Origin of the sequence: Myxococcus dinghuensis, assembly GCF_024198235.1 — a bacterium.
In the GTDB taxonomy this organism is placed as follows: domain Bacteria; phylum Myxococcota; class Myxococcia; order Myxococcales; family Myxococcaceae; genus Myxococcus; species Myxococcus dinghuensis.
The window spans coordinates 144,013-167,419 of record NZ_JAKCFB010000012.1 but is presented as its reverse complement, the minus strand read 5'-3'; the positions used below and the strand labels follow the sequence as shown (position 1 = coordinate 167,419).

23 protein-coding genes and 1 riboswitch are annotated in these 23,407 nt (G+C 71.1%); of the genes, 8 read left to right on the top strand and 15 right to left on the bottom strand.

Translation table 11 applies throughout. The annotated features are described in order from the left end of the window. Window positions 1-170: 170 nt before the first annotated feature. Complete coding sequence (locus tag LZ198_RS18415) at window positions 171-1,433, bottom strand: dihydrolipoamide acetyltransferase family protein (protein ID WP_253973304.1); 1,263 nt, start codon at window positions 1,431-1,433, stop codon at window positions 171-173. A gap of 60 nt (window positions 1,434-1,493) precedes the next feature. Continuing rightward, the gene (gene lipA / locus LZ198_RS18410; protein ID WP_256559677.1) at window positions 1,494-2,423 is read right to left on the bottom strand and encodes a lipoyl synthase; all 930 of its coding nucleotides are present in this window, start codon (window positions 2,421-2,423) and stop codon (window positions 1,494-1,496) included. 174 nt (window positions 2,424-2,597) lie between these two features. Between lipA and LZ198_RS18405 the strand changes: the two genes are divergently transcribed. Then, window positions 2,598-3,425 carry a DUF72 domain-containing protein gene (locus LZ198_RS18405; RefSeq protein ID WP_253973302.1) on the top strand — a complete coding sequence of 276 codons (828 nt, stop codon included), beginning with the start codon at window positions 2,598-2,600 and terminating at the stop codon, window positions 3,423-3,425. Here the strand turns inward: LZ198_RS18405 and lpdA are convergent. After that, window positions 3,422-4,819 (bottom strand): dihydrolipoyl dehydrogenase, encoded by a 1,398-nt coding sequence (gene lpdA / locus LZ198_RS18400; protein ID WP_253973301.1) that lies wholly within the window; start codon window positions 4,817-4,819, stop codon window positions 3,422-3,424. The genes LZ198_RS18405 and lpdA overlap by 4 nt on opposite strands. Window positions 4,820-4,900: 81 nt before the next feature. On the opposite strand from lpdA, the gene LZ198_RS18395 reads away from it, so the two are divergent. Further along, window positions 4,901-6,031 (top strand): hypothetical protein, encoded by a 1,131-nt coding sequence (locus tag LZ198_RS18395; RefSeq protein WP_253973300.1) that lies wholly within the window; start codon window positions 4,901-4,903, stop codon window positions 6,029-6,031. Between the two features lie 12 nt (window positions 6,032-6,043). Here LZ198_RS18395 and LZ198_RS18390 read toward each other — a convergent pair whose 3' ends face one another. The 10 genes from LZ198_RS18390 to hisG all read right to left on the bottom strand — a co-directional run bounded on the left by LZ198_RS18390 (window position 6,044) and on the right by hisG (window position 13,959). After that, window positions 6,044-6,496, bottom strand: a complete 453-nt coding sequence (locus LZ198_RS18390) for a DofB protein (protein WP_253973299.1) — start codon at window positions 6,494-6,496, stop codon at window positions 6,044-6,046. Window positions 6,497-6,746: 250 nt separating this feature from the next. Continuing rightward, complete coding sequence (gene hisIE, locus LZ198_RS18385) at window positions 6,747-7,382, bottom strand: bifunctional phosphoribosyl-AMP cyclohydrolase/phosphoribosyl-ATP diphosphatase HisIE (RefSeq protein ID WP_253973298.1); 636 nt, start codon at window positions 7,380-7,382, stop codon at window positions 6,747-6,749. Next, complete coding sequence (gene hisN / locus LZ198_RS18380; protein ID WP_253973297.1) at window positions 7,382-8,161, bottom strand: histidinol-phosphatase; 780 nt, start codon at window positions 8,159-8,161, stop codon at window positions 7,382-7,384. The genes hisIE and hisN overlap by 1 nt, the downstream gene beginning before the upstream one ends. After that, window positions 8,158-8,919: an imidazole glycerol phosphate synthase subunit HisF gene (hisF, locus tag LZ198_RS18375; protein WP_253973296.1), complete on the bottom strand. Its 762-nt coding sequence runs from the start codon at window positions 8,917-8,919 to the stop codon at window positions 8,158-8,160. Before hisF ends, hisN begins: the two co-directional genes overlap by 4 nt. Continuing rightward, window positions 8,919-9,455, bottom strand: a complete 537-nt coding sequence (locus tag LZ198_RS18370) for an imidazoleglycerol-phosphate dehydratase (protein WP_253973295.1) — start codon at window positions 9,453-9,455, stop codon at window positions 8,919-8,921. Before LZ198_RS18370 ends, hisF begins: the two co-directional genes overlap by 1 nt. Beyond that, window positions 9,452-10,168, bottom strand: a complete 717-nt coding sequence (locus LZ198_RS18365; protein WP_253973294.1) for a 1-(5-phosphoribosyl)-5-[(5-phosphoribosylamino)methylideneamino]imidazole-4-carboxamide isomerase — start codon at window positions 10,166-10,168, stop codon at window positions 9,452-9,454. The genes LZ198_RS18370 and LZ198_RS18365 overlap by 4 nt, the downstream gene beginning before the upstream one ends. Beyond that, window positions 10,165-10,758: an imidazole glycerol phosphate synthase subunit HisH gene (gene hisH / locus LZ198_RS18360; RefSeq protein WP_253973293.1), complete on the bottom strand. Its 594-nt coding sequence runs from the start codon at window positions 10,756-10,758 to the stop codon at window positions 10,165-10,167. Before hisH ends, LZ198_RS18365 begins: the two co-directional genes overlap by 4 nt. Beyond that, window positions 10,755-11,795 carry a pyridoxal phosphate-dependent aminotransferase gene (locus LZ198_RS18355; protein ID WP_253973292.1) on the bottom strand — a complete coding sequence of 347 codons (1,041 nt, stop codon included), beginning with the start codon at window positions 11,793-11,795 and terminating at the stop codon, window positions 10,755-10,757. The genes hisH and LZ198_RS18355 overlap by 4 nt, the downstream gene beginning before the upstream one ends. After that, complete coding sequence (gene hisD / locus LZ198_RS18350) at window positions 11,792-13,099, bottom strand: histidinol dehydrogenase (RefSeq protein ID WP_253973291.1); 1,308 nt, start codon at window positions 13,097-13,099, stop codon at window positions 11,792-11,794. Before hisD ends, LZ198_RS18355 begins: the two co-directional genes overlap by 4 nt. Then, window positions 13,099-13,959: an ATP phosphoribosyltransferase gene (hisG, locus tag LZ198_RS18345; RefSeq protein WP_253973290.1), complete on the bottom strand. Its 861-nt coding sequence runs from the start codon at window positions 13,957-13,959 to the stop codon at window positions 13,099-13,101. Before hisG ends, hisD begins: the two co-directional genes overlap by 1 nt. Before the next feature lie 315 nt (window positions 13,960-14,274). On the opposite strand from hisG, the gene thiO reads away from it, so the two are divergent. From thiO to moaA, 3 genes are all read left to right on the top strand, one after another. After that, a complete protein-coding gene (gene thiO, locus LZ198_RS18340) occupies window positions 14,275-15,393 on the top strand; it encodes a glycine oxidase ThiO (RefSeq protein ID WP_253973289.1) in 1,119 nt (372 codons plus the stop codon). Between the two features lie 158 nt (window positions 15,394-15,551). Continuing rightward, the gene (locus LZ198_RS18335) at window positions 15,552-16,802 is read left to right on the top strand and encodes an HD domain-containing phosphohydrolase (protein WP_253973288.1); all 1,251 of its coding nucleotides are present in this window, start codon (window positions 15,552-15,554) and stop codon (window positions 16,800-16,802) included. A gap of 57 nt (window positions 16,803-16,859) precedes the next feature. After that, complete coding sequence (gene moaA / locus LZ198_RS18330; protein WP_253973287.1) at window positions 16,860-17,873, top strand: GTP 3',8-cyclase MoaA; 1,014 nt, start codon at window positions 16,860-16,862, stop codon at window positions 17,871-17,873. 92 nt (window positions 17,874-17,965) lie between these two features. Here the strand turns inward: moaA and LZ198_RS18325 are convergent, their stop codons facing one another. Next, entirely contained in the window at window positions 17,966-18,280 is a 315-nt protein-coding gene (locus tag LZ198_RS18325; protein WP_253973286.1) for a DUF4870 domain-containing protein, read from the bottom strand. 215 nt (window positions 18,281-18,495) lie between these two features. After that, entirely contained in the window at window positions 18,496-20,370 is a 1,875-nt protein-coding gene (gene thiC / locus LZ198_RS18320; protein ID WP_253973285.1) for a phosphomethylpyrimidine synthase ThiC, read from the bottom strand. Between the two features lie 57 nt (window positions 20,371-20,427). After that, window positions 20,428-20,521, bottom strand: a riboswitch (TPP riboswitch). Between the two features lie 225 nt (window positions 20,522-20,746). On the opposite strand from thiC, the gene LZ198_RS18315 reads away from it, so the two are divergent. The 3 genes from LZ198_RS18315 to LZ198_RS18305 all read left to right on the top strand — a co-directional run bounded on the left by LZ198_RS18315 (window position 20,747) and on the right by LZ198_RS18305 (window position 23,406). Then, window positions 20,747-21,178, top strand: coding sequence for a CBS domain-containing protein (locus tag LZ198_RS18315; protein WP_253973284.1), 432 nt, complete (start codon window positions 20,747-20,749; stop codon window positions 21,176-21,178). Window positions 21,179-21,358: 180 nt separating this feature from the next. Beyond that, window positions 21,359-22,771: an SLC13 family permease gene (locus tag LZ198_RS18310; RefSeq protein ID WP_253973283.1), complete on the top strand. Its 1,413-nt coding sequence runs from the start codon at window positions 21,359-21,361 to the stop codon at window positions 22,769-22,771. A 119-nt stretch (window positions 22,772-22,890) separates the two neighbouring features. After that, window positions 22,891-23,406 carry an OsmC family protein gene (locus LZ198_RS18305; RefSeq protein WP_253973282.1) on the top strand — a complete coding sequence of 172 codons (516 nt, stop codon included), beginning with the start codon at window positions 22,891-22,893 and terminating at the stop codon, window positions 23,404-23,406. Window position 23,407: the final 1 nt, after the last annotated feature.

Sequence of the window (23,407 nt, the reverse complement as noted above, 5' to 3'; positions counted from 1 at the left end):
GGTGGCCCTCGCCCGGACTCCTCGCCATTCCGAGCACCCCAGGCCATGGGCCACCGGGCCTCCGAGCGGGACGGGGCCTGGGCGCCCGGTGCCTGGAACGGGACCGGCCCGGACGAACGCACGCGGAGCGCGTCCTCCCGGGCCGGTGATGAAGCCGCCACCCCGTCGCCTCACGCCATGGCGAGGAACAGCAGGTCCGGCTTCTCCAGATACTTGATGACCTCGTAGACGAAGTCCGCGGCCACGGAGCCGTCGATGACGCGGTGGTCGCAGGAGAGCGACAGGTTCATCATGTCGCGGATGACGATCTGATCGTCCTTCACCGCCGGGCGCTTCTTCAGCTTGTGCACGCCCATGATGCCCACCTCGGGGTGGTTGATGATGGGCGTGGCGAACAGGCCACCGCTCTGTCCCAACGAGGTGATGGTGAAGGTGCCGCCGGACAGGTCCTCCATCTTCAGCTTGCGCTCGCGCGCCGCCGCGCCCAACCGGGCCGTCTCGCGCGCCAGCTCCGCCAGCGTGAGGCGATCCGCGTCCTTCACCACCGCCACGGTGAGCCCGTCCGGCGTGGCCACCGCCATGCCGATGTTGTACTCGCCGCGCACCACCAGCTCCTGCGCCGCCTCGTCGAAGTTCGCGTTGAGGTGCGGGAACTTCTTCAGCGCCGCGATGGTGGCCTTGATGATGAACGGCAGGTAGTTGAGCTTGGTGGTGTCGCCCGTCGCCGCGAGCTGGGCGTTGAGCCGCGCGCGCAGCGCCACCAGGTCCGTCGCGTCCACCTCCTCGACGAACGCGAAGTGCGGCATGGTGAACTTCGAGCGCACCATCTTCTCGGCGATCTTCTTGCGGAGGCCGCGCAGCGGGATCCGCTCGTCCGCGCGCCCCGTCGAGACGGCCGGCGCCGCGGGACGCGCCTGGGCCGGCGCGGAGACCACGTTCTTCTGCGAGCCGCCCTCCAGCGCCGCCACCACGTCCGCCTTCGTCACCCGCCCCTGCGGGCCACTGCCGGAGATGGTCGCCAGGTCCAGCCCGTGCTCACGCGCCATGCGCCGCGTCACCGGGGTCGCCAGCACCTTCGACGCGGGAGCCGAAGACGCCGCCACCTGCGCCGCGGGAGCCGCCGCCTGGGCCGCCACCGGAGCCGAGGGCGCCGCGGGAGCGCCATGGCCCGCCGCCTGCGCCGGCGCCGCGCCCTCGATGTCCAGCGTGACGAGGAGCTGGTGCACCTTCGCCATGTCCCCTTCCTTGCCGTGCGTCTTCAGCACGCGGCCCGCCTTCGGGCTGGGGACGGTGACCGTGGCCTTGTCCGTCATCACCTCGGCGAGCACCTGGTCTTCCTTGACGACGTCGCCTTCCTTGACGTGCCACTTGACCAGCTCTCCCTCCATCACGCCTTCGCCGAGGTCGGGGAGCTTGAATTCGAACGTTGCCATGGGGTGGTCTTTCCGAGGGGAACGGGGGTTGCGTCAAGCCACGAATCGCGGCGATTCGTCTCAGCCAAGGCGCTCGAGGCGCTCGCGCTCCATCAGGCCCTTCATGAAGAACTCGGCGGCGCGGTAGCTGGAGCGAACCAGGGGGCCGGCGGCCACATAGAGGAACCCGTAGGACTCGGCCAGCTTCTTGTAGTCCTCGAACTGCGCGGGCGTGACGAAGCGCTCCACGCGCAGGTGGTACTGCGAGGGCTGGAGATACTGCCCCAGCGTCAACACGTCCACGCCCACCTCGCGCAGGTCCTTGAAGGTCTGCTCGAGCTCGGCGTCCGTCTCGCCCAGGCCCACCATGACGGAGGTCTTGGTGTACAGGCCCTCGGGGCGGTTCTTGAGGTACTCCAGCACGCGCAGGGACTGGCCGTAGCGGGCGCGGCGATCACGGACCGTGGGCGTCAGCCGCTCCACCGTCTCCACGTTGTGCGCCACCACGTGGGGACGCGCCTCCGCGACGGTGGTCAGGTCCTTCTCCACGCCCTTGAAGTCGGGGATGAGCACCTCGACGATGGTGCGCGGGCTCTCCTTGCGCAGCTCGCGGATGGCCGAGGCGAAGTGGCTGGCGCCGCCGTCCGGCCGGTCATCCCGGTTCACGGACGTCACGACGATGTACTCCAGGTCCATCTCCTTGACGGCCTGGGCCAGGTGGATGGGCTCCATCGGATCCAACGGCGGCGGAGCGCCCACCTTCACGTGGCAGAAGCGGCACGCGCGCGTGCAGACCTCGCCCATCAGCATCACCGTGGCGGTGCCACCGCCCCAGCACTCGGCGATGTTCGGGCAGCGGGCCTCCTCGCACACGGTGGCCAGCTTCGTGCGCTTCACGATGGCCTTGACCCGCTCGTACCCCTCGCCGTGAGGCAGGCGCACCTTGAGCCAGTCCGGCTTGCGGGTGGTCTCTGTCACCTGGGGGAGCGGAAACCTGTCAGGAGTCGCCATGGGTCGCGGGCCTTCTATGGTTTGGGCGGAAGACGTTCAAGCGGGAAGCCTCTAACGCGAGGCGTCAGCACCCGCAGGTCCTTCGCGCAGGTTGTTACCGTACTAATGCCCGCGCCGCGACCGGGCAGCCTCGGGAGGCCGGCATGGCGCGGGCCGGGTGGCCAGCCTGTGGGCATGGGCACCGTCCACCTGGGCACCAGCGGCTACGTCTACCGGGACTGGAAGGGGCGCTTCTATCCCCCCGACCTGCCGGCCCGCCGCTGGCTCTCCTGGTATGCGCGCGTCTTCACCACCGTCGAGCTGAACGCCACGTTCTACCGGCTCCCCACGCCCGAGGCCGTGGACCGGTGGCGCGACGCGGTGCCGCCGGGCTTCCGCTTCGCCTGCAAGGGCAGCCGCTTCCTCACGCACCTCAAGCGCCTCACCGACGTCGAGGACGGCCTGGAGCACTTCTACGCGCCGGTGCGCCGGCTGGGGCGCAAGCTGGGCCCCATCCTCTGGCAGCTCCCGCCCTTCCTGAGCGGGCCGGATCCGGAGCGGCTGGACCGCTTCCTCGCCCATCAACCCCGAGGCATCCAGCAGGTCGTCGAGTTCCGCGACACCGCCTGGTACCACCCGGAGGTGCTGGCGGTCCTGGACGCCCACCACGCGGCGCTGTGCGAGCACGACCTCCTCGCCCGACGGCCTCCTCGCCCGACGGGGCGCATGCGCTACCTGCGCTTCCATGGCACACAAGCCCGCTACGCGGGGGGCTACGGGAAGGCGGCCCTGCGCCGGGTGGCGGGGGACTTGCGCACCTGGCGTGAGCACGGCCACACGGCCTGGGTGTTCTTCAACAACGACCTGCGTGGACACGCAGTGCTCGACGCGCTCGTCCTTTCGGAGCTGCTGGGGCACCCCACCCGGCTGCCCCCGGACATGGAAAGGCCGCCCGCGGAGCCTCGCTCCGGGACGGCCCGTCGACCCTCCTCGCGGAGGGCCGCCACGTCACCTCACGCCTAGAAGTGGCGCGGGTGGCCGAGGGTGGCCTCGGCGCCCTCGTGGACGATCTCCGACAGCGTCGGGTGGGCGTGGATGGTGCCCGCCAGCTCCTCGGTGGTGATCTCCAGCTTCAGCGCGACGCAGGCCTCGGCCAGCAGCTCCGTGGCGTGCGGGCCGATGATGTGGATGCCCAGCACCTCGTCGTACTTCTTGTCCGAGACGATCTTGATGAGGCCGTTCGACTCGTTGGTGATGGCGGACTTCGTCACCGCGGCGAAGGGGGCGTTGCCCACCTTCACGTCGTAGCCGCGCTCCTTGGCCTTCTTCTCCGTCAGGCCCACCGAGGCGACCTCGGGGTAGCAGTACGTGGCCGACGGGGTCAGGTCGTAGTTGATGGGCTGCGGGTTCTTCCCCGCGATGTGCTCCACCGCGACGACGCACTCCGCGCTCGCCATGTGGGCCAGCATCGGGGTGGGGATGACGTCGCCCACCGCGTAGACGTTGGGCTCGCTGGTGCGCAGCATGGAGTCGACCTTGATGAAGCCGCGCTCCGTCTTGATGCTGGTCTTGTCCAGGCCCACGTCCTCGGTGACGGGCGCGCGGCCCACCGCGGACAGGAGGATCTCCGCCTCGAGCGTCTTGGTCTCGTTGCCCACCTTCATGGTGACGCGAACGCCGTCCGCCGTGTGCTCCACCTTCTCCACGGCCGAGCCCGTGTGGACGTCGATGCCGCGGCGGCGGAACAGCTTCTCCAGCTCCTTGGAGATGTCCGCGTCCTCGATGGGGAGCAGCGCGGGCATGTACTCCACGATGGAGGCCTTGCTGCCCACGTGGTTGAAGACGGAGGCGAACTCGCAGCCCACCGCGCCGGCGCCCAGGACGATGATGCTCTTGGGGATGCGGTCGATCTGCAGGATGGAGTCGCTGTTGAGGACCCGCTTGTGGTCCACGGGGACGTTGGGCAGCGACTTGGGCACCGAGCCGGTGGCGATGATGATGTTCTTCGCCTCGAGGATCTGCTTGGAGCCGTCCTCGGCGGTGACCTCCACCTTGCCCTTGCCGGCGATGCGACCGTGGCCCTTGACCACCGTCACCTTGTTCTTCTTCATCAGGAAGTCGATGCCGTTGGCACCCTTCGTGACGACCTTGTCCTTGTGCTTCATCGCGTTGGGCCAGTTGACACTCGAGCCCGTCACGTCGATGCCGAAGTCGGACGCCTCGCGGACGTGGTGGGCCAGCTCCGCGGTCCACAGCAGGGACTTGGTGGGGATGCACCCGCGGTGGAGGCAGGTACCGCCCAGACGCTTGTCCTTCTCGATGATGGCCGTCTTCAGCCCGAGCTGCCCCGCGCGGATGGCACCCACGTAGCCGCCAGGGCCCGAACCGATGATCACCACGTCGAACGTCTCAGCCACGCACGCCTCCGTCATTTTTTGCGGATGGAACCCGGTGGGGCTGATAACCCCCGCTCCCGGTTGGAATCAAGGAGATTGCTCGTGCGCCGTTTCCCGCTCAGGACCCTCCTGCTGATGCTCGTGGGGCTCATCGCCTTCGGGCGCCTGTGGTGCGTGACGCATCCGGCTGAGGCCCCCCGTGGCGGGCAGGCCACCGCCCCGAGCGCCCCCCCGCCCCCTCCCGCGGCCCCGACGCAGACCGCCGACTGCCGCGCCCTGGAGCGGACGCTGCTGGACACCCTGCGGGCTCCCTCGAACGGCCGGAGCCTCGACCAGGCCCGGAAGCAGTTGGAGTCCTGCGCCGAGCCTCCCGCGCGGGCGTGCGAGCTGGGCCTGCCCCTCTCCGCGAGGGCGCCCCTCGGGGCGGACGGCCAGCAGTCGCCCTTGAGACAACTGTTCGGCACCCTGTGCGAGCGCTGCCCCGCTGCCCAGAACCCCTGCGCCCAGCGCGTGGGCCGGGCGCTGCTCGATGCCGCGGTGGGCCACACGCCGGACCTCGCGGAGCTGCGTTGGGACCTCGACCACGCGGGCAAGGGCTTGGCCGCGAGCTGCGACTCCGTGACACAACTGGGACTCGCCCCCGCGGCCGAGGCGGACGTCGAGTTTCCCGCCAGCGTCCGCACGCTCGTGGGCGCGCTGACGCCGCGCTGCGCGAAGGAGGGGAAACTCTCCGAGGCGCTCCTGCGCGCCGCCGCGGTGAACCAGGGCCCCGCGCTCCCCGAGCTCGCGACGCTCGTCCCGGCCGCGCCGGCGACTGCCGCCACGGCGGTGAAGCCGGATCGGCTCGAGGGAGTCTCGCCGCAGGCGGCGTTCGACGGGAACGTGGACACGCGGGCCGCCGTGGGCGGCGCCCCCCGGACCCGGCGGTGGGACGCGGACGGCGCCCTGCGCGCGGACTTCTCGCCGGCGCTCGGGCTGCTGTCGTCGGTGAGGATCCACGCCCGGGGGCCCGGCACGTTGCGCGCCATCGTCCGGACCCCGAACGGCGTGGGGCTCCGGGATCCCGAGCGGGACTTCTCCTTCGTCAACCCCGTGGTCTGCCGCTTCCAGGGGACCGGGACGTGGGAGACGTGTACGCCCAGCGTCCCCTTGAAGGACGTGGACGCCCTCAGCGTGTTCCCCGAGCGACCGGACGTGGTGCTCGGGGAGCTGGAGGTGCTCGGCGCGAGGTGACGCCGGGGACGGCTAGATGAGCAGGCCGCGATCCCGCGCCAACTGGAAGATGGGCGCGGCGTCCTTCTTCAGGACCGCGCTCACGTCCTTGACGATGGAGTCGCCCGACTTGGCGACCGACAGGAAGTTGTCGAAGGTCCGCGTCAGGATGAGCACGCCGGAGATGATGACGCGCTGGAGGTTGTGCTGCAGGTCCGTGCCCTCGTAGATGAGCCACGCCTGCTCCACGCACGTCTTGCGGATCTCCAACAGCATGTTGTTGAGGACGGTGCGATCATTCGCGTCGGGCACCTTCGACTTCGAGCTGACCGATGCGACGTAGATCAGCTTGGTGCCGAGCTTCTTCGACGCCTCCTCCATCTGCGCCATGATCGCGGCGACGTCCTCCTTGGTGGGAGGGCTCTGCCAGCGCGAGAAGATGACACGGTCGATGACTTCTGCCTTGTAGCTGAAGGAGCCAGTCACGAAGCCTCCGGTGAGGCGGACGTTGAAGAATCGAGTAGCGCCCGGCCGGCGCGAGTCCAGTGCGCCGCGCGTCCGGATATGTAGCAGGAACACTCCTTCCGTTGAAGAGATCGCCTGCTCTCCTGCCCTCTCTTCCCGCCCCTCCTCTCCGTGGATTCAGCCCTGACGGACAAATCCGCCAGTGGCAATCACGACCCGGGACCTCTTCACTCCCTGATACGCGAGAAGACCCTGGAAGAGTGGGTGGGCTTCACCTCGGGTGGACCGGCACGCCGTGAGGCGGCGGGGTGGCGCGGCGCGCGAGGACGTCCTTCACGTCCTCCAGCGACAGGCCGAGGGGTTTGATGGCGACGAGCAGGTGGTAGAGCAGGTCCGCCGCCTCCTCCGTGGCGCGCTCTCGGTCCGCGTCCGCGCACGCGGTGACGAGCTCGGCGGCTTCCTCCCCCAACTTCTTGAGCCGCAGGTTGCGATCATCCAGGAGCCGCCGCGTGTAGCTCGGCTTCTCACCCGGCGCGGGAGGATGGAGCGCGCGCGTGGCGAGGGTGGCGTCGAGCGCGGCCAGCGCGTCCCAGCGCCCCGGTCCGAAGCAGGTCTCCTCGCCGGTGTGGCACGCGGGCCCTGCCTTCTCCACGCGCGCGAGGATGGCGTCTGCGTCACAGTCCGCGACGAGCGACACCACGCGCTGGGTGTTGCCGCTGGTGGCGCCCTTGAGCCAGAGCCCCCGTGAGCGCGAGCGGTAGTGCATCTGCCCCGTGGCGAGCGTGCGCTCCAGCGCCTCGCGGTCCGCGTGCGCCACCATCAGCACATCGCCGGTGCGCGCGTCCTGCGTCACCACCGTCACCAGCCCGTTGCCCTTGGTGAAGTCGAGTCGGTCGAGGTCGAGCATCACGAGGCCCCCGTCGCGCCCAGGCGTTCGCGCACCGTGCGCGCGAGCGCGGCGTTGGTGGCGATGCCATTGCCGCCGAAGGACGTGCGTCGCCCCGTCCAGTCGGTGAAGACGCCGCCGGCCTCCTCGATGATGGGCTGGAGCGCGGCCGCGTCCCAGGCAGACAGCAGCTCGTCCACCATCACCTCCGCGCGCCCCGTGGCGACCAGCAGGTAGCCGTAGCAGTCGCCCCACGTCCGGTCGATGGCCGCCTCGCGCGCGAGCCGCCGCCAGGCCTCTCCGCGCTCCGGGAACTGGAGGAAGCGCTGGTCCGTGGAGAGCACCACCGCGCGGGAGAGCTCCGCCACCTCCGAGACGCGCACGCGCCGCTCGTTCCAGAAGCACCCCTGCCCTGGCGCGGCGACCAGCAACTCCCCCACCGCGGGGAAGTACGCGGCGCCCGCGAGGATGCGCTCGCCCTCGGCCAGCGCCACCAGCGTGCCCCACAGCGGCACGCCCCGGATGAAGGTCTTCGTCCCGTCGATGGGGTCGAGGATCCAGCGCCGTGGGGCGGCTGGCCGCGTCTCACCGAACTCCTCGCCCAGGATGCCATCCTCGGGGAACCGCGCCTCGAGCCAGTCACGCGCGGTCTGCTCCGCGGTGCGGTCGGCGACGGTGACGGGCGTCCCGTCGCTCTTGGTATCCACCGCGATGCCGCCCCGGAAGAACCCGAGCGCCACGTCGCCGGCCTTCCGAGCCACCTCCGCCGCCGCCTGCATCAAGCCCTGTGACTCCGTCATGTCGTGCTCCGAATCGGCAGGCCGCTCGCGAGGAGCAGCGATTTGATGGACCCCACCGTGGTGAGGCCGTCGTGGAGGATGCCGGCGACCAGCGCCGCATCCGCGCCCCCGCGCGTGAGGCCGTCGCGCACGTGCTCCGCGCTCCCTGCTCCACCGGAGGCGATGACGGGCACGTCCACCGCGTCCACCACCGCTCGCGTCAGCGCCAGGTCATAGCCGGTGCGCGCGCCGTCCTGGTCGATGCTGGTGAGCAGCACCTCTCCGGCACCCCGAGTGACACACTCGCGCGCCCAGGCCACCGCGTCCAGGTCCGTGGCCTTGCGCCCTCCATGGGTGTGCACCCGCCAACGCTCGCCGTCGCGTCGCGCGTCGATGCTCGCCACCACGCACTGGGCGCCGAAGCGCTCGGCGCACTCGGTCAGCAGCTCGGGCCGGGCGACCGCGGCCGAGTTGATGCTCACCTTGTCCGCGCCCGAGCGCAGCGCGCGCCCCACGTCCGCCACCGTGCGCACGCCGCCGCCCACCGTGAGCGGGATGAACAGTCGCTCCGCGGTGCGCTGGACCAGGTCCCACAGCGTCTGCCGCTCCTCGTTGCTGGCGGAGATGTCGAGGAACGTCACCTCGTCCGCGCCCTCGCGCTCGTAGCGCAGCGCCAGCTCCACGGGGTCACCGACGTCCCGCAGTCCCTCGAAGCGCACGCCCTTCACCACGCGCCCGCCCTTGACGTCCAGGCAGACGATGAGTCGTCGCGTCAGCATCACTTCACCTCCAGGGCGACGGAGCCCTTCATGCTGAAGACGGTGCCCGAGTCCACGAGCGCATCCCGCAGCGCCAGGCCGAGCGCCTTGAAGGCCGCCTCCGTGACGTGGTGGCTGTCCTTGCCGCGCAGGATGCGCAGGTGCAGCGTCACCTTCGCGTGCTCGCAGAACGACCGCATCCAGTGCTCGTAGAGCCGGTTCTTCAAGGGCCCCCGGTAGTAGAAGCGCCCGCCCGCGTCGAGGCAGGCCTGCACCAGCGCATCGTCCATGGGGACCGTGCGCTCGGCGAAGCGCGCCGCCGTGGCGGGAATCACCTCCCGCACGGCGGTGCCCAGGGTGATGGCCACGTCCTCCATGAGGTGGTGGGTGAGGTCCCCCCTCGCGTGCAGCGTCACGTCCAGCCCCGCGTAGCGCGCGAACGTGGACAGCATGTGGTCGAAGAACTTCAGCCCCGTGTCGACCCGCGTCGTCCCCCGGCCGACGGCCAGCTCGACCTGGATCTTCGTCTCCTTCGTCTCCCGCATGACCGTGGTCATTCCGCGAACTCCCGCGCGACCGCGCGCGCATCGAGCCTTCCCGTGTACAGCGCCATGCCGATGACCGCCCCGTGCGCGCCGGCCTCCGCGAGCGCCCGCAGGTCCTCGAGCGTCGTCACGCCTCCCGACGCGTACAGCGGATGGCGACCGCGCCGCGCCACCTCACGCATCAGCGGCAGGTCGACGCCCTCCAACTGTCCCTCCTTGTGCACCGCCGTCACCAGCAAGCCACCCAGCGGGAGCGGGGCGAGCGATGCGAGCACCTCGCCGATGTCCCGCGCGCTCCCCGCCGTCCAACCCCGCGTGACGACCTCGCGTCCCCGGACATCGGCCGCGACGACGACGCGCCCCGGGTGGTGCTCCGCGACGTGCTCGAGCCAGGCCCGGTCCTCGATGGCCCGCGTCCCCACCACGACGCGGGACGCACCGTCCGCAAGCAAGGCCTCCACCCGGGCCGTGTCGCGCACGCCGCCGCCCACGTTGAACGTGAGCCCCTGCCCCTCGGAGGTGAGCCGGCGGATGGCCTCCGCGTTGGAGCCCTTCGACAACGCGGCATCCAGGTCCACCACATGGAAGGTACCGAAGCCGTGCGCGCGCCACCGCGCCAGGGCCTCCAGCGGGTCGTTCACGCGGATACGCTCGGCGTCATACGAGCCGCCCACGAGTTGCACGCACGCGCCCTCGCGCAGGTCGATGGCGGGGATGGCGATCACGACGTCACCTCGCGCAGGAAGCCCCTCACGAACGCCACGCCGGGCGCCGAGGACTTCTCCGGATGGAACTGCACCCCGACGACGCGCCCGCGTCGCACCACCGCGGCGAAGCGGTCGTCCTCGTGCGTCGACCAGCCCGTCACCACCGACGCGTCCTCCACGCGGCACACGAAGCTGTTCGCGTAGTAGACGGTCTCCAACCGGGCGCTCGTCAGCGTGGTGTCCGCCTCCACGCGGTTCCACCCCATCTGGGGGACGCGCCTCGCACGGAGCCGCGTCACGCGCCCGGAGAAGTACCCGAGCCCATCGCCCGGGCCCTCCTCGCTCGACTCGAAGAGCAACTGCATGCCCAGGCAGATGCCCAGGCACGGCAGTCCCCGCGCGAGGGCCGCGCGCATCGCCTCCCGGCCCGGGGCGAGCCGCGTCGCCGCCGCGCCGAACGCGCCCACGCCCGGGAGCACGAGCACGTCCGTGTCCACCGCCCGGAGCGGGTCCTCCTCCACGCGGACCTCCGCGCCTTCGGCCGTGGCCAGGGCCTTGGCCAGCGAGTGCAGGTTGCCGGCGCCATAGTCGAACAGGGTGACCCTCATCGCAGTGCCTCCCGCAGCGCCGTGAGCGCCGCCTCCATCAGGGGCCAAGGGGCGCTGCCGATGCGCAGCGCATCCCCGACGCCCGGCAGGGCCTGGAAGGCCCTCACGTTCACGTCCAGCTCCCGCATCCGCTCCGCCACCCGGGACGCGCCCGGCAGCGGCACCATCAGGAAGTTCCCCTCCGACGGCAGGGGCCTCAGGCCGAGGGCGACGAGTTCCTCGCGAAGTCGCTCCCGGTTCATCACGGCCTGCGCCGCGCGCGCCGCGACCCAGTCCGCGTCGTCCTCCAGCACCGCGACGGCCATCGCCTCGGCGAGCGTGGTGAGCTTGTAGGGCCCCCTCGCCTTCTCCACCTCGGCCACCAGCGCGGGCGCGCCCACCGCCCAGCCCACCCGCATCCCCGCCAACCCATAGGCCTTGGAGAACGTGCGGGTGACCAGGACGTTGGGCCGGTTGCGCGCCAGGTCCATGAAGCCCGGCCCCGCCGCGAACTCCGCGTAGGCCTCGTCGATGATGACCAGCCCGGGCGCGCGCTCCACCACCCGTTCGACCGCCGCGCGGGACAGGACCGTGCCCGTGGGGTTGTTGGGCGAGCACAGGTAGAGCACCTTCGCCTGCGTCGCGAGCAGCGACTCCACGTCCAGGTCGAAGTCGTCGCGCAGCGGCACCGCCCTCACCCGCAGGCCGTTCACCTGCGCGAACAACGGCATCATCACGAACGTGGGCGCGTGGAAGGCCAGCACCTCCCCCGGCTCGAGGAAGGCGCGCAGCGCGCTGTCGAGCACGTCGTCCGAGCCACAACCCGTGGTCACCGCCTCCGGCCCCACTCCCACGCGCTCGGCCAACACGCCGCGCAGGTCCGGCGCGTACCCGCGCGGGTAGCGTGACAGCAGCGCCGGTGAGGCCTCGCGCAGGACGCGTTCGGCGGCGGGCGCAACGCCGAACAGGTTGGTGTTGTCGCTCAGGTCCACGCGACAGGCCTTCTTCGCGGGCGAGTACAGGGGGATGTCCCGGAAGGACGGGCGGGGGGCAATCATGCGCCCCTCCACGCCCGGGCCGCGTCCGCGTGCGCGAAGAGCCCCTCGCTGTCCGCGAGCAACCCCACGTCGTCCGCCAGCGCCTCGGACGCCGCGCGCTCGACGCGCTGGTAGGTCGTCCAACGGTAGAAGTCGAGCAGGTTGAGCCCCGAGTACGCCCGGGCCAGTCCCGCGGTGGGGAGCACGTGGTTGGAGCCCGTCATGTAGTCGCCGTAGGCCACCGAGGAGCGCTCGCCCAGGAACACGGTCCCCGCGTTGCGCACGCGCGGCAGGTCCGTCGTCGGCGAGGCCGTGGCGAGCAGCAGGTGCTCCGGCGCGAAGTCCGCGACGAAGGGCCAGGCCTCCTCCATCGACGCCACGCTCAACACCGCGCCCCGCGAGCGCAGCGCCGAGGCGACGATCTCCGCCCGCCTCGCGCGCGCCGCCAGCCGCTCCACCGCCACCGCGATGTCCTCCGCCAGCGCCTCGCCCAGGGCCACCGTCACACACGCCGCATCCGGGTCGTGCTCCGCCTGCGCGAGCATCTCCCGCGCCACCGCGGAGGGATTCGCGCTGGCGTCGGCGACGACGAGGATTTCACTCGGACCCGCGGGCGCCTCGATGGCCACGGCGCCCACCACCTGCAGCTTGGCCTCGGCCACGTACGCGTTGCCCGGCCCCACGATGCGGTCCACGCGGGGCACGCTCCGCGTCCCATAGGCCATGGCCGCCACCGCGCCCGCGCCGCCCAGCGCGAAGACCCGGTCGGCCCCGGCCAGCACCGCCGCGGCCAGCACGCTCGCGTGGGGCGACCCGTCCGGCCCGGGCGGCGAGCACACGATGACCTCCCCCACCCCCGCCACCTTCGCGGGCACCACCCCCATCAGCACGCTGCTCGGATACACCGCGCGGCCCCCCGGGGCATACACCCCCACGCGCCCCAGCGGATCCGGCCTGCGCCCCACCAGCACGCCGGGCTCCGTCTCCGTCTCCACCGCGCGTGGAAGCTGGGCGGCATGCGCCCGGGCGATGTTGCGCGCCGCGCGGCGCAGCGCCTGGGATACCGCCGGGTCCAGCGTCGCCAGGGCCGCTTCACAGCGCTCCCGTGGCACCTCCAACGAGGACAGCTCGACGCGGTCGAACTGGCGCGCCATCTCGAACAACGCGTCGTCACCATCCAGCCGGACCCGCGCGATGAGCTCCCGCACCCGGCCGGAGATGCGCGTGTCCACCTCGCCCGAGCGCTGCATCAACCGCCGCCGGTCCTCGGGCGACAGTTGGTCCACGGGTCCCCGGTAGCGCAACACGGAAGGCAGCGCGTTCATCACGCCACCAACCTTTCGATGCGGGTGACGAGGATGCCCTCGCAGCCCAGGCCCTTCAGCGCGTTGACGGTCCGGTAGATGGTCTTCGCCGGCACCACCGCGTGCACCGCGACGAAGTTGCCCCCATCCAGCACGTCCACCACGGTGGGGCCGTTGAGCCCGGGCAGCACTTCCCGCACCTGCGTCAGCGCCGCCTTGGGGACGTTGGCCATCAGGTAGCGCTTGCCCCGGGCCGCGAGCACCGACCCCAGCGCCAGCTTCAGCTCGTCCAGCCTCCGCCGCGCCTCGGGGACGTTGACGCCACACGCCACCAGCCGCGCGCTCGACTCCAGCACGGTGGCCACCTCCCGCAGCCCGTTCATCTTCAACGTCGAGCCCGTGGACGTCAGGTCCACGACGATGTCCGCGATGCCCAGGTGGGGGGCGATCTCCGCCGCGCCCGACACGGGCACCACCGTGACGCGCTGCCCCCGCCTCGCGAAGTACTCCTGTGTCAGGCGCGGGAAGCACGACGCCACCCGCATCCCGTCCCGCACGTCCCCCGCCTGGACGATGCCGCTCTCCTCCCGCGCGGCCACCACCAGCCGACAGCGTCCGAACTCCAGGTCCATCAGGTGCTCCAGCTCGCGCCCCGCCTCGCTCACCAGGTCCCACCCCGTCACGCCCGCGTGCGCCGCGCCATCCGCGACGAACTCCGGGATGTCCTGGGCGCGGACGAAGATGGCCTCGAACTCACCTCCGAGCGACGCGGTGAGCGCGCGTTCGCCACGCGCGCGCACCTCCAGGCCCGCGTCGGAGAACAGCTCGCGGACCTCGTCGGAGAGGCGGCCTTTGTTGGGAAGCGCGATCTTCAGCAACATGGGATGGACCTGCTGGGGACTGCGGGGGAGCAACGGAGGCCGCGCGGAAACGAAAAAAGGCCCGTCCGGGGGGGACGGGCCTTCGGTCGCTGCGGCAGGTGCCGGAGTGGGTGGTGCGTCTAGCGGTTCACCCAGGCATGCGCATGGCGAACGGTCCCGTCGGGGCCGAGCCGATGATGCGCATGATGGTGATGAACGCAGGAAGGACGCACGGCTCCATCAGTAATGGCAAACACCCCCCGCCGTCAACCCGGCCACCCCTGCCCTTGTCGTGACGCTTGCAAACCCCCGACAGGGCGAGCAGGAAGCAGAGCCATGCGAGTCTCGGACGTCATCGTCGTGGGCGGGGGCATCATGGGCTGCGGCATCGCGCTGCGGCTGAGGCAGGCGGGCGCGCGCGTGACCATCCTGGAACGCGCCATCCCCGGCGCCGAGGCGAGCAGCGCCGCGGCGGGCATGCTCGCCCCCCAGATGGAGGCGGACGGCCCCGGGCCCTTCCTCGACCTGTGCCTGCGCAGCCGCGGCCTCTACCCCGCCTTCGCCGAGGAGCTGCGCGAACTGACGGGCGTGGATGTCGCGTACCGCGCGTGCGGCATCCTCAAGGTCGCCTTCGACGAGGACGCGACGCACCACCTCGAGTCCACCGTCCTGTGGCAGCGCGGCATGGGCCTGCGCGCGGAGCTGCTCGACGGCGCGCAGGCGCGGGAGCTGGAGCCGCGCCTGTCTCCCAAGGCCCTGGCCGCCGCGCACTTCCCGGATGATCACCAGGTGGACAATCGCCTCCTGGTCCGCGCGCTCACGATGGCGGCGGCGCGGGTGGGCGCGGAGTTCCGCAGCGGCTTCGTGCGCGGCGTGGTGCACGAGGACGGACGCGCCGTGGGGGTGGACCTGGACGGCGAGGTGCTCCGCGCGGACGCCGTGGTCGTCGCCGCCGGTTCGTGGTCCGCCCTGGTGCAGGGCGCCGGCGTGGAGGCCCGCGCGGTGCGCCCGGCCCGCGGGCAGATGATCCAGCTCCAGACACGCCTGCCCCTGCTGGAGCGCGTGCTCACCTCCGCGAAGGGCTACGTCGTCCCCCGGGCGGACGGGCGCGTCATCGCCGGCAGCACCATGGAGCTGGTGGGCTTCGACAAGCAGGTGACCGCGGCCGGCCTGGCCCGCATCCTCGACATGGTCCTGGAGCTGTGCCCCGACCTCGCCTCCGCGCCCATCACCGAGACCTGGGCCGGCTTCCGCCCCTGGACGGAGGACAAGCGGCCCTACCTGGGGGTGGGGCCCGTGCCCGGCTTGTTCCTGGCCACCGGCCACTTCCGCAACGGCATCCTGTTGGCGCCCATCACCGCGAAGCTCGTCGCCCAGGCCGTCCTCGGAGAGAAGACCACCGTCGACCTGGCCCCCTTCCGCTACGACCGCGCCCCCCTCGCCGCGCGGGCTTGATCCCCCCCGGAAGGAAGGATCCGCCTGATCGCCCGCCTCCCCTCCCAGGGTTGCCTTTTCGACCAGCTCGCTGGACTGTCAACCTGCAAGTAGTGGAAGGTGGTAATTTCCCTGACTCATTCGCCATTGAAACCCGGAAACCTCTAGAATCTCCCGCCGTGGAAGCCATCCCTCCTGCACCACCCCGAATCCTCATCGTCGACGATGACGACTCCGTACGGGACGTCATCTCGGTCCTCCTACGCGAAGAGGGCTACAACTGCGTCGTCGCCAGCGGCGCCGAGATGGCGCTGGATCTGGCGAGCGAGGAGGACACGCCGCTCGTCATCAGCGACATGAAGATGCCGGGCAAGGACGGCCTCTGGCTCCTGGAGAACCTGCGAGAGCGCTTCCCCGACACGTCGGTCATCATGCTGACCGGCTATGGCGACACGGAGTCCGCGGTGGACTGCCTGCGCCGCGGCGCGGTGGACTACCTGCTCAAGCCACCGAAGCTGACCGACCTCATCCGGGCCATCGAGCGGGCGCTCGCCAAGCGCCGCATCGAGATGGCGCGCAAGCGCTACCAGAAGAAGCTGGAGCGCAAGGTGCGGGATCGCACCCAGGAGCTGCGCAGCGCGCTGCACAACATCGCCAACACGTACCAGAACACGCTGTTGGCGTTGGTCGCGGCGCTGGACGCGCGCGAGCACGAGACGAGCGACCACTCCCAGCGCGTGGTCAGCTACACGTCCGCCATCGCCGGCCGCATGGGCATCCAGGGCAAGGAGCTGGAGGAGATCGGCCGCGGCGCGCTGCTGCACGACATCGGGAAGATCGGCGTGCCGGACGCGGTGCTGCTCAAGCCGGGCAAGCTCACGCCCGACGAGTGGCTGGAGATGCGTAAGCATCCGGAGATCGGCTTCCAGATGATCCAGGCCATCCCCTTCCTCGCCACGCCCTCCGCCATCGTGCTCTCCCACCAGGAGCGCTGGGACGGCGCGGGCTACCCACGCAACCTCCAGCGGCAGGAGATCCACATCGGCGCGCGCATCTTCGCCGTGGCGGACACGCTGGACGCGATGACGAGCGACCGGCCGTACCGCAAGGGCACCACGTTCGCCAACGCCATCCAGGAGATCCGCCGCTGCTCCAACACGCAGTTCGACCCGGAGGTCGTGCGCGCGTTCCTCGACATCGGCGAGGAGGGGCTCATCCGCATCAAGGAGGAGATGGCGAAGAAGAAGCTCCAGCTCCCGGTGGCCGAACAGGAGGCCAACGAGGCGGAGGCGGAGCTGGCGCGGCTGACCGACCTGGATGACGACCTCGAGCCCGCGCCCTCGCCGGCCCCCCGCGCGAGCACCAGCTCCACCGAGCTGGCCGAGCCCAAGGTGAACACCATCCGTTCCGCCACGGGCAGCGAGGGCTGATCCTCCGGGCTCCTTCTGGGACCGACCCGGGGCGGTGGTGATGAGGGCAGGCATCCCGTGACGACGCTCGGCCTCCAGACGGATCCGCTGACCCCGCCCCTGCTGGATGCCCAGGGGCGCCGCATGACGTACCTGCGGCTGAGCGTCACGGACCGCTGCAACTTCCGTTGCACCTACTGCTCCCCCGCCTCGTGGGGCGGCAAGAAGGACCTGCTCGACGCGCAGGAGCTGGGGCGCATCGCCGCCCTCTTCGCGAGCATGGGCATCCGCCGCGTGCGACTCACCGGCGGCGAGCCGCTCATCCGGCCCGACATCGTCGACATCGCCCGGCGGATCTCCCGCCTGCCCGGCATCCAGCACCTGGCCATCACCACCAACGCCAGCCACCTGGAGGCCCTGGCCACCCCGCTGCGCGAGGCGGGCGTGGATCAGCTCAACATCAGCCTCGACACGCTGTCCGCGGAGACCTTCCGGCGAATCTCCAAGCAGGGGGACTTCGCCGCCGTGCTGCGGGGCATCGACGCGGCGGCCGCCGCGGGCTACGCGTCGCTCAAGCTCAACGTGGTGGTGATGCGCGGGGTGAACGACCACGAGGTCCGCGCCCTGGTGGAGTACGCCCACGCGCGCCACGTCGTCCCCCGCTTCATCGAGCTGATGCCCTTCGGCCAGGGTACGCCGGTGCCCACCGCGGAGCTCGTCGCCCGCCTGCGCGACGAGGGCCTGGCCCTCACACCCGAGCCCGAGGAGACGACGCCCCCGGCCGACTCCTCCACCTCGGGTCCCGCGCGCTACTGGAGCGCGGCCAGCGGGCGCGTGGGCTTCATCTCCCCGCTCACCCAGAACTTCTGCGGCGGCTGCAACCGCGTGCGCGTGGCCTCCAACGGCGACCTGAGGAGCTGCCTGGGTGGACGCGCGCAGGCGCCCCTGCACCAGCTCATCCGGGGCGGCGCGACCGACGAGGAGCTGGCCCGCGCCATCCGGCGGGCGCTCGGGGACAAGCCGGACGGACACCGCTTCACCGAGCCCGGCAACGGCGCCACGCTGCTGCCCATGATGGGCATCGGCGGCTGACCCGGAGCCCCTCGAAACACCACGGGCGGGCCCGCGCGCTCGCGCCTGGCCCGCCCGGGATGCCAAGGCCCTCCGGAGAGGGCCAGGAACCGCTACTTCACCAGCCGGATGTTCACCGGGTACTTGTACAGCTGGCCCTCGTTCGCCTTCAGGCCGGCGATGATGGAGAACACCAGCGCCACGATGCCGACGATGGGCAGCAGGATGAAGCCGATGCCCACGCACAGGGTGATGGAGGCCACCACCGCCGCGATGAAGACGGTGATCTGGAAGTTCAGCGACTCCACCGCGTGCTCGCGGATGAAGGACGACTCCTTGCCCTTCGTCAGCATGAGCACGAGCGGAACGGCGAAGCCCAGTCCCACGAAGTTGGCCAGGATGGTGCCCATGTGGGCGATCAGCGCCATCGTCTTCTCATCCTGGGTCGGCATCGGCGTGCCCGTGACGTACGTTCCCAATTGTTCCCGCGGTGGAGTCTCCATGAAGTCTCCCCTCCCGATAATCGAGGGCGCGAACACCGCGCCCATGCGTGCCTACCATGACATGCACCCACTCCCATTGTCACGTCTCGGACAGGTGATGTCCCAGGTGGTTTGACGACCTCGAGACCGGGGCTCGTGGCTCAGCGATACAACTCGCTTCCCGCCTTCCTGAATTCCTCGCTCTTCTGCTCCATGCCCGAGTCCAGGGCAGCGTTCTCCGCCATGCCGTTGCGAGCGGCGAAGTCGCGCACGTCCTGGGTGATCTTCATGGAGCAGAACTGGGGGCCGCACATCGAGCAGAAGTGGGCCACCTTGGCGCCCTCGGCGGGCAGCGTCTCGTCGTGGAAGGCGCGGGCGCGCTCGGGGTCGAGCGACAGGTTGAACTGGTCCTCCCAGCGGAACTCGAAGCGCGCCTTGGACATGGCGTTGTCGCGAGCCTGGGCGCCTGGATGCCCCTTGGCCAGGTCGGCGGCGTGGGCGGCGATCTTGTACGTGATGACGCCCTCCTTCACGTCGTCGCGGTCCGGCAGGCCCAGGTGCTCCTTGGGCGTCACGTAGCAGAGCATCGCCGTGCCGAACCAGCCGATCATCGCCGCGCCGATGCCGCTGGTGAAGTGATCGTATCCCGGGGCGATGTCCGTGGTGAGGGGCCCCAGCGTGTAGAACGGCGCCTCGCCGCACACCGCGAGCTGCTTCGTCATGTTCTCCTGGATGAGGTGCATGGGCACGTGGCCCGGGCCCTCGATCATCACCTGCACGTCGTGCTTCCAGGCCACCTTCGTCAGCTCGCCCAGCGTCTCCAGCTCGCCGAACTGCGCCGCGTCGTTCGCGTCCGCGATGGAGCCCGGCCGCAGCCCGTCACCCAGGCTGAAGCTGACGTCGTAGGCCTTCATGATTTCGCAGATCTCCTCGAAGTGCGTGTAGAGGAAGTTCTCGCGGTGGTGGGCGAGGCACCACTTGGCCAGGATGGAGCCGCCGCGGCTGACGATGCCGGTGAGCCGCTTCGCGGTGAGCGGCACGTAGCGCAGGAGCACGCCCGCGTGGATGGTGAAGTAGTCCACGCCCTGCTCGGCCTGCTCGATGAGGGTGTCGCGGTAGATCTCCCACGTCAGGTCCTCCGCCTTGCCACCCACCTTCTCCAGCGCCTGGTAGATGGGCACGGTGCCGATGGGCACCGGCGCGTTGCGGAGGATCCACTCGCGCGTCTCGTGGATGTTCCGGCCGGTGGACAGGTCCATCACCGTGTCCGCGCCCCAGCGGATGGACCACACCATCTTCTCCACCTCCTCCTCGATGGAGGAGCTCACCGCGGAGTTGCCGATGTTGGCGTTGATCTTCACCAGGAAGTTGCGGCCGATGATCATCGGCTCCAGCTCCGGGTGGTTGATGTTGGCGGGGATGATGGCGCGCCCCCGGGCGATCTCGTCGCGCACGAACTCCGGGGTGATGACGCGGGGGATGGACGCGCCCCACGAGTGCCCCGGGTGCTGCGCGGACAGCGAGGCGTCCATGCGCAGGTTCTCCCGCAGCGCCACGTACTCCATCTCCGGGGTGATGATGCCACGCCGAGCGTAATGCAACTGGGTGACGTTCCCTCCCGGGCGCGCCACGCGGGGCTTGCGGCGGTGGCCGAAGCGCAGGCCCGCCAGCCGCGGGTCCGCCTCGCGCTCCTGGCCGTAGCGGGACGTGATTCCCGACAGCGCGTCCGAGTCGTCCCGCTGGAGGATCCACGACTCGCGCAGCGCGGGGAGCCCGCGGCGCAGGTCGATGTCCGCCGACGGGTCCGTGTACGGCCCGCTCGAGTCGTAGGCGTAGACGGAGGGGTTCTCCGTCACCTTCGCGTCCGGCCCGTGGCCGTGGCGCGTGGGCGTCTGGCGAATCTCGCGCAGGGGCACCCGCAGGTCCGGGTGCAGCACGCCGTTCACGTAGGCCTTGTGCGAGGCAGGCAGGGGGCCACGACTGATGCCCTCCAACACCTTCCCATCGACCTTCAGGCTCTTGGATGCTCCGCTCATCTCTCTCTCCTCGAGGACGGGCGGGAAGGCAGACGGAGGACGCAAGGCGCCCCCGGGCCGCTTCCCTCCGCCGGTATGACCCGGTTCAGGTTCCAAGGGTTGGCCGCACCCCGCGGCCGTCTCAGCCCCCTTCGAGGGGCACCCCTAGCGACTGGGGTGAGCATGTAGCGCACATGGGAACGGGCTTCAACCGACCCGAACGCCCCGGGCTGACGCCCACCAGCCAACACCCGGGACGCAAGACGTGCGGGGTGAGGTGCCGACACGCAAACCTTGCGTGTAGAGGTCGAGGGTTTCGCCGTACGCCCTGCGAAACCCGTCTGGCCTCCTCCATGCAATGGGAGGGAGGCAGACCACCCAATGGAGAGTGCCACAAATGCAGATTGTCGGAGAACTGATGACGCGAGAGGTGGTCACCCTCAAGGAAACGCAGAACCTGGGGAAGGCGGATGAGTTGCTCAAGCTCCACCGCATCCGACACCTCCCCGTGGTCCGTCAGGGGAAGCTGGTGGGCCTCATCACCCACCGCGACCTGCTGCGAGCCGCCGCGACACACGCCACGGACCCCGCCGCCCAGCCGCTGTGGGCCGCGGACATCATGACGCGCGACGTGACGACCGTGCTGCCGGACACGCCGCTGCGCAAGGCCGTGGAGCTGATGCTGAGCCACAAGTTCGGCTGTCTCCCCGTGGCGGACGCGGACGGCACGCTGCTCGGCATCCTCACGGAGGCGGACCTGGTCCGCTACGCCCAGCAGCTCATCGCGGACCTGGACCGCAAGGAGCTGGCCACCGAGTTCAACGCCTGACCCGGTCCGCAAGGGGACGCCCCTCGCCGTCCGCTCCGGGCGGGCGACCCCGTGCCGAACAGGCCCCGGAGCCGTGACGTCCGGAGAAGGCGTCCCCGGGCCTCCTCACACGCATCGATGTCCGCCCCCCCGAGACCTCGCCCCCGCGAGGTCCCCTCCCCACGACGGTGAAGCCCCGACATGAGCGCCCTGCCCGCCACGTCCCTCCCGGACGAGGCCCTCCCCCTCCCTCCCGCGCCGCCCGACCCCGGACCGCGCCTTCGTCGGCGCCTCGGCGTCCGGCACGTGCTGGCGCTGGTGGGGCTCGGGGCCGTCGCGCTCGTGGCGAGGTTCGGCGTGGAGGACGGCGTGGCGGCGCGCACGGTGTTCGTGGGTGGCGCGTGCCTGGTGCTCTGGCTCACGGAGCTGGTGCCGCCGTTCGTGCCCACGCTGCTGCTGCTCGGGGCGACGCCACTCCTGCTCGGCCCCATGGGCGAGGGATATGGCGTGTCGTCCGTGCTGGCGTGGTGCGCGGACCCGGTGCTCGTGCTGTTCCTCGGGGGCTTCACGTTGGAGGTGGCGGCGATGCGCCATGGCCTGGACACGGCCGTGGCCCGGCACGTCGTGCGGCTGTCGAGGGGCCGCCCCCGCCTGCTCCTGTTGTGGGTGATGGCCGGCGTGGCCTTCCTCTCCATGTGGATGTCCAACGTCGCCGCGGCGGCGATGATGCTGGCGGCGCTCCGCCCGTTGCTCGTCACGCTGGCGCCGGGCGCGGCGCTGCGGCCCGCGCTGCTCGCCGTGGTCGCCCTGGGCGCCAACCTGGGAGGCATGGCGACGCCCGTGGGCAGCGGACCCAACGCGCTCGCGGTGTCCGCGGCGTCCGCGCACGCCCCCGTCACCTTCGCGGGGTGGATGGTCTTCGCCCTCCCGCTCACCGCGCTGATGCTGGTGCTCGGCTTCGGGCTGGTGCTCCTGCGCTTCCGCGTGGGCGGCGAGCTGGAGCTCCCCGTGGCCGCCCCCCAGGCGCTGAAGCCCACCGGCCGCCGCGTCCTCGCCGTGTGCGCGGCCTGCATCGTCGCGTGGCTGTCGGAGCCCCTCCACGGCGTGTCCGCCCCCATCGTCGCGCTCGGCGCCACGGCGGTGCTGTTCGGCACCGGGCTCCTGTCCCGCGAGGACCTGGGACGACTCGACTGGTCCACGCTGCTGCTCATCGCGGGCGGCATCGCCCTGGGCCGGCTCCTGGAGCAGTCGGGCCTGGTGGCGCGGGTGCTGGACGGGGCCAACCTGGCGGCCTGGCCGCGCGAGGCGCGCATGGGCGTCCTCGTCGCGGTGGCGGCCGTGCTCTCCGCGCTGATGAGCAACACCGGCACGGCGGCCCTGCTCATCCCGTTGGCCGGGGCGCTGGAGCCCTCGGCGTCCACGCCCGTGCTCATCGCGATGGGGTGCTCGCTGGGCATCCCCTTCGCCATCAGCACGCCGCCCAACGCGATGGTGGCCGGCGAGGGCCTCGCGGCCTCGGAACTCCTGCGTTTGGGACTGCCCCTCATGCTGGCCGGCTGCCTGCTGGTCAGTCTGACCGGCCCCCAGGTGCTAAGGCTCTTGGGGTTGCCATGAGCTACCCTCTCGCCCCCACCCCGGACCGCGGGGTGACACCTCGGTCCGGATTGAAGCAGCCTCGCGGCACACGGGTTGAAAGGGCAAGGCCGGAGAAGGGCCCGGCGGAAGGAGAGCCCATGACGTCCGTTACCGTCACAGAGTACGAAACACGCCTCTACTGGCAAGGCGACCGGGGCGCCGTGCTGACGAGCGACCGGGCGCCCCCCGTGCCCATCGGCATCCCGCTCGGGGAGTCGCACGGGCCCGACGATGGCCGCTGGGCGCCGGAGGCGCTGCTGGTGGGCGCCGTGGAGGGCCGCACGCTGCTGGCCTTCCTGGAGCGCGCGCGGGAGGCGGACGTGCCCGTCCTCTTCTACCAGAGCTGCGCGGTGGCCCGCGTGGTGGCGGGGCCCGGCCAGACGCCGCACCTCACCGACCTCATCGTCCGGCCGCACGTGGCCGTGGCCACCGACACGGACGCGGAGGTGGTGCGCCTCATCTTCTCGGAGCTGCCCGCGCACTGCTTCCCCAGCTCCGTCATCCGGATCACCCCTCGCATCGAGCCCGTGGTGGAGACGTGGCATGCCCGCGTCCCGCCGCCCCTCCCGGCCGCGGGCCTCCCCCACGGCGCGCTGAACGTCGTTTCCTCCTGAC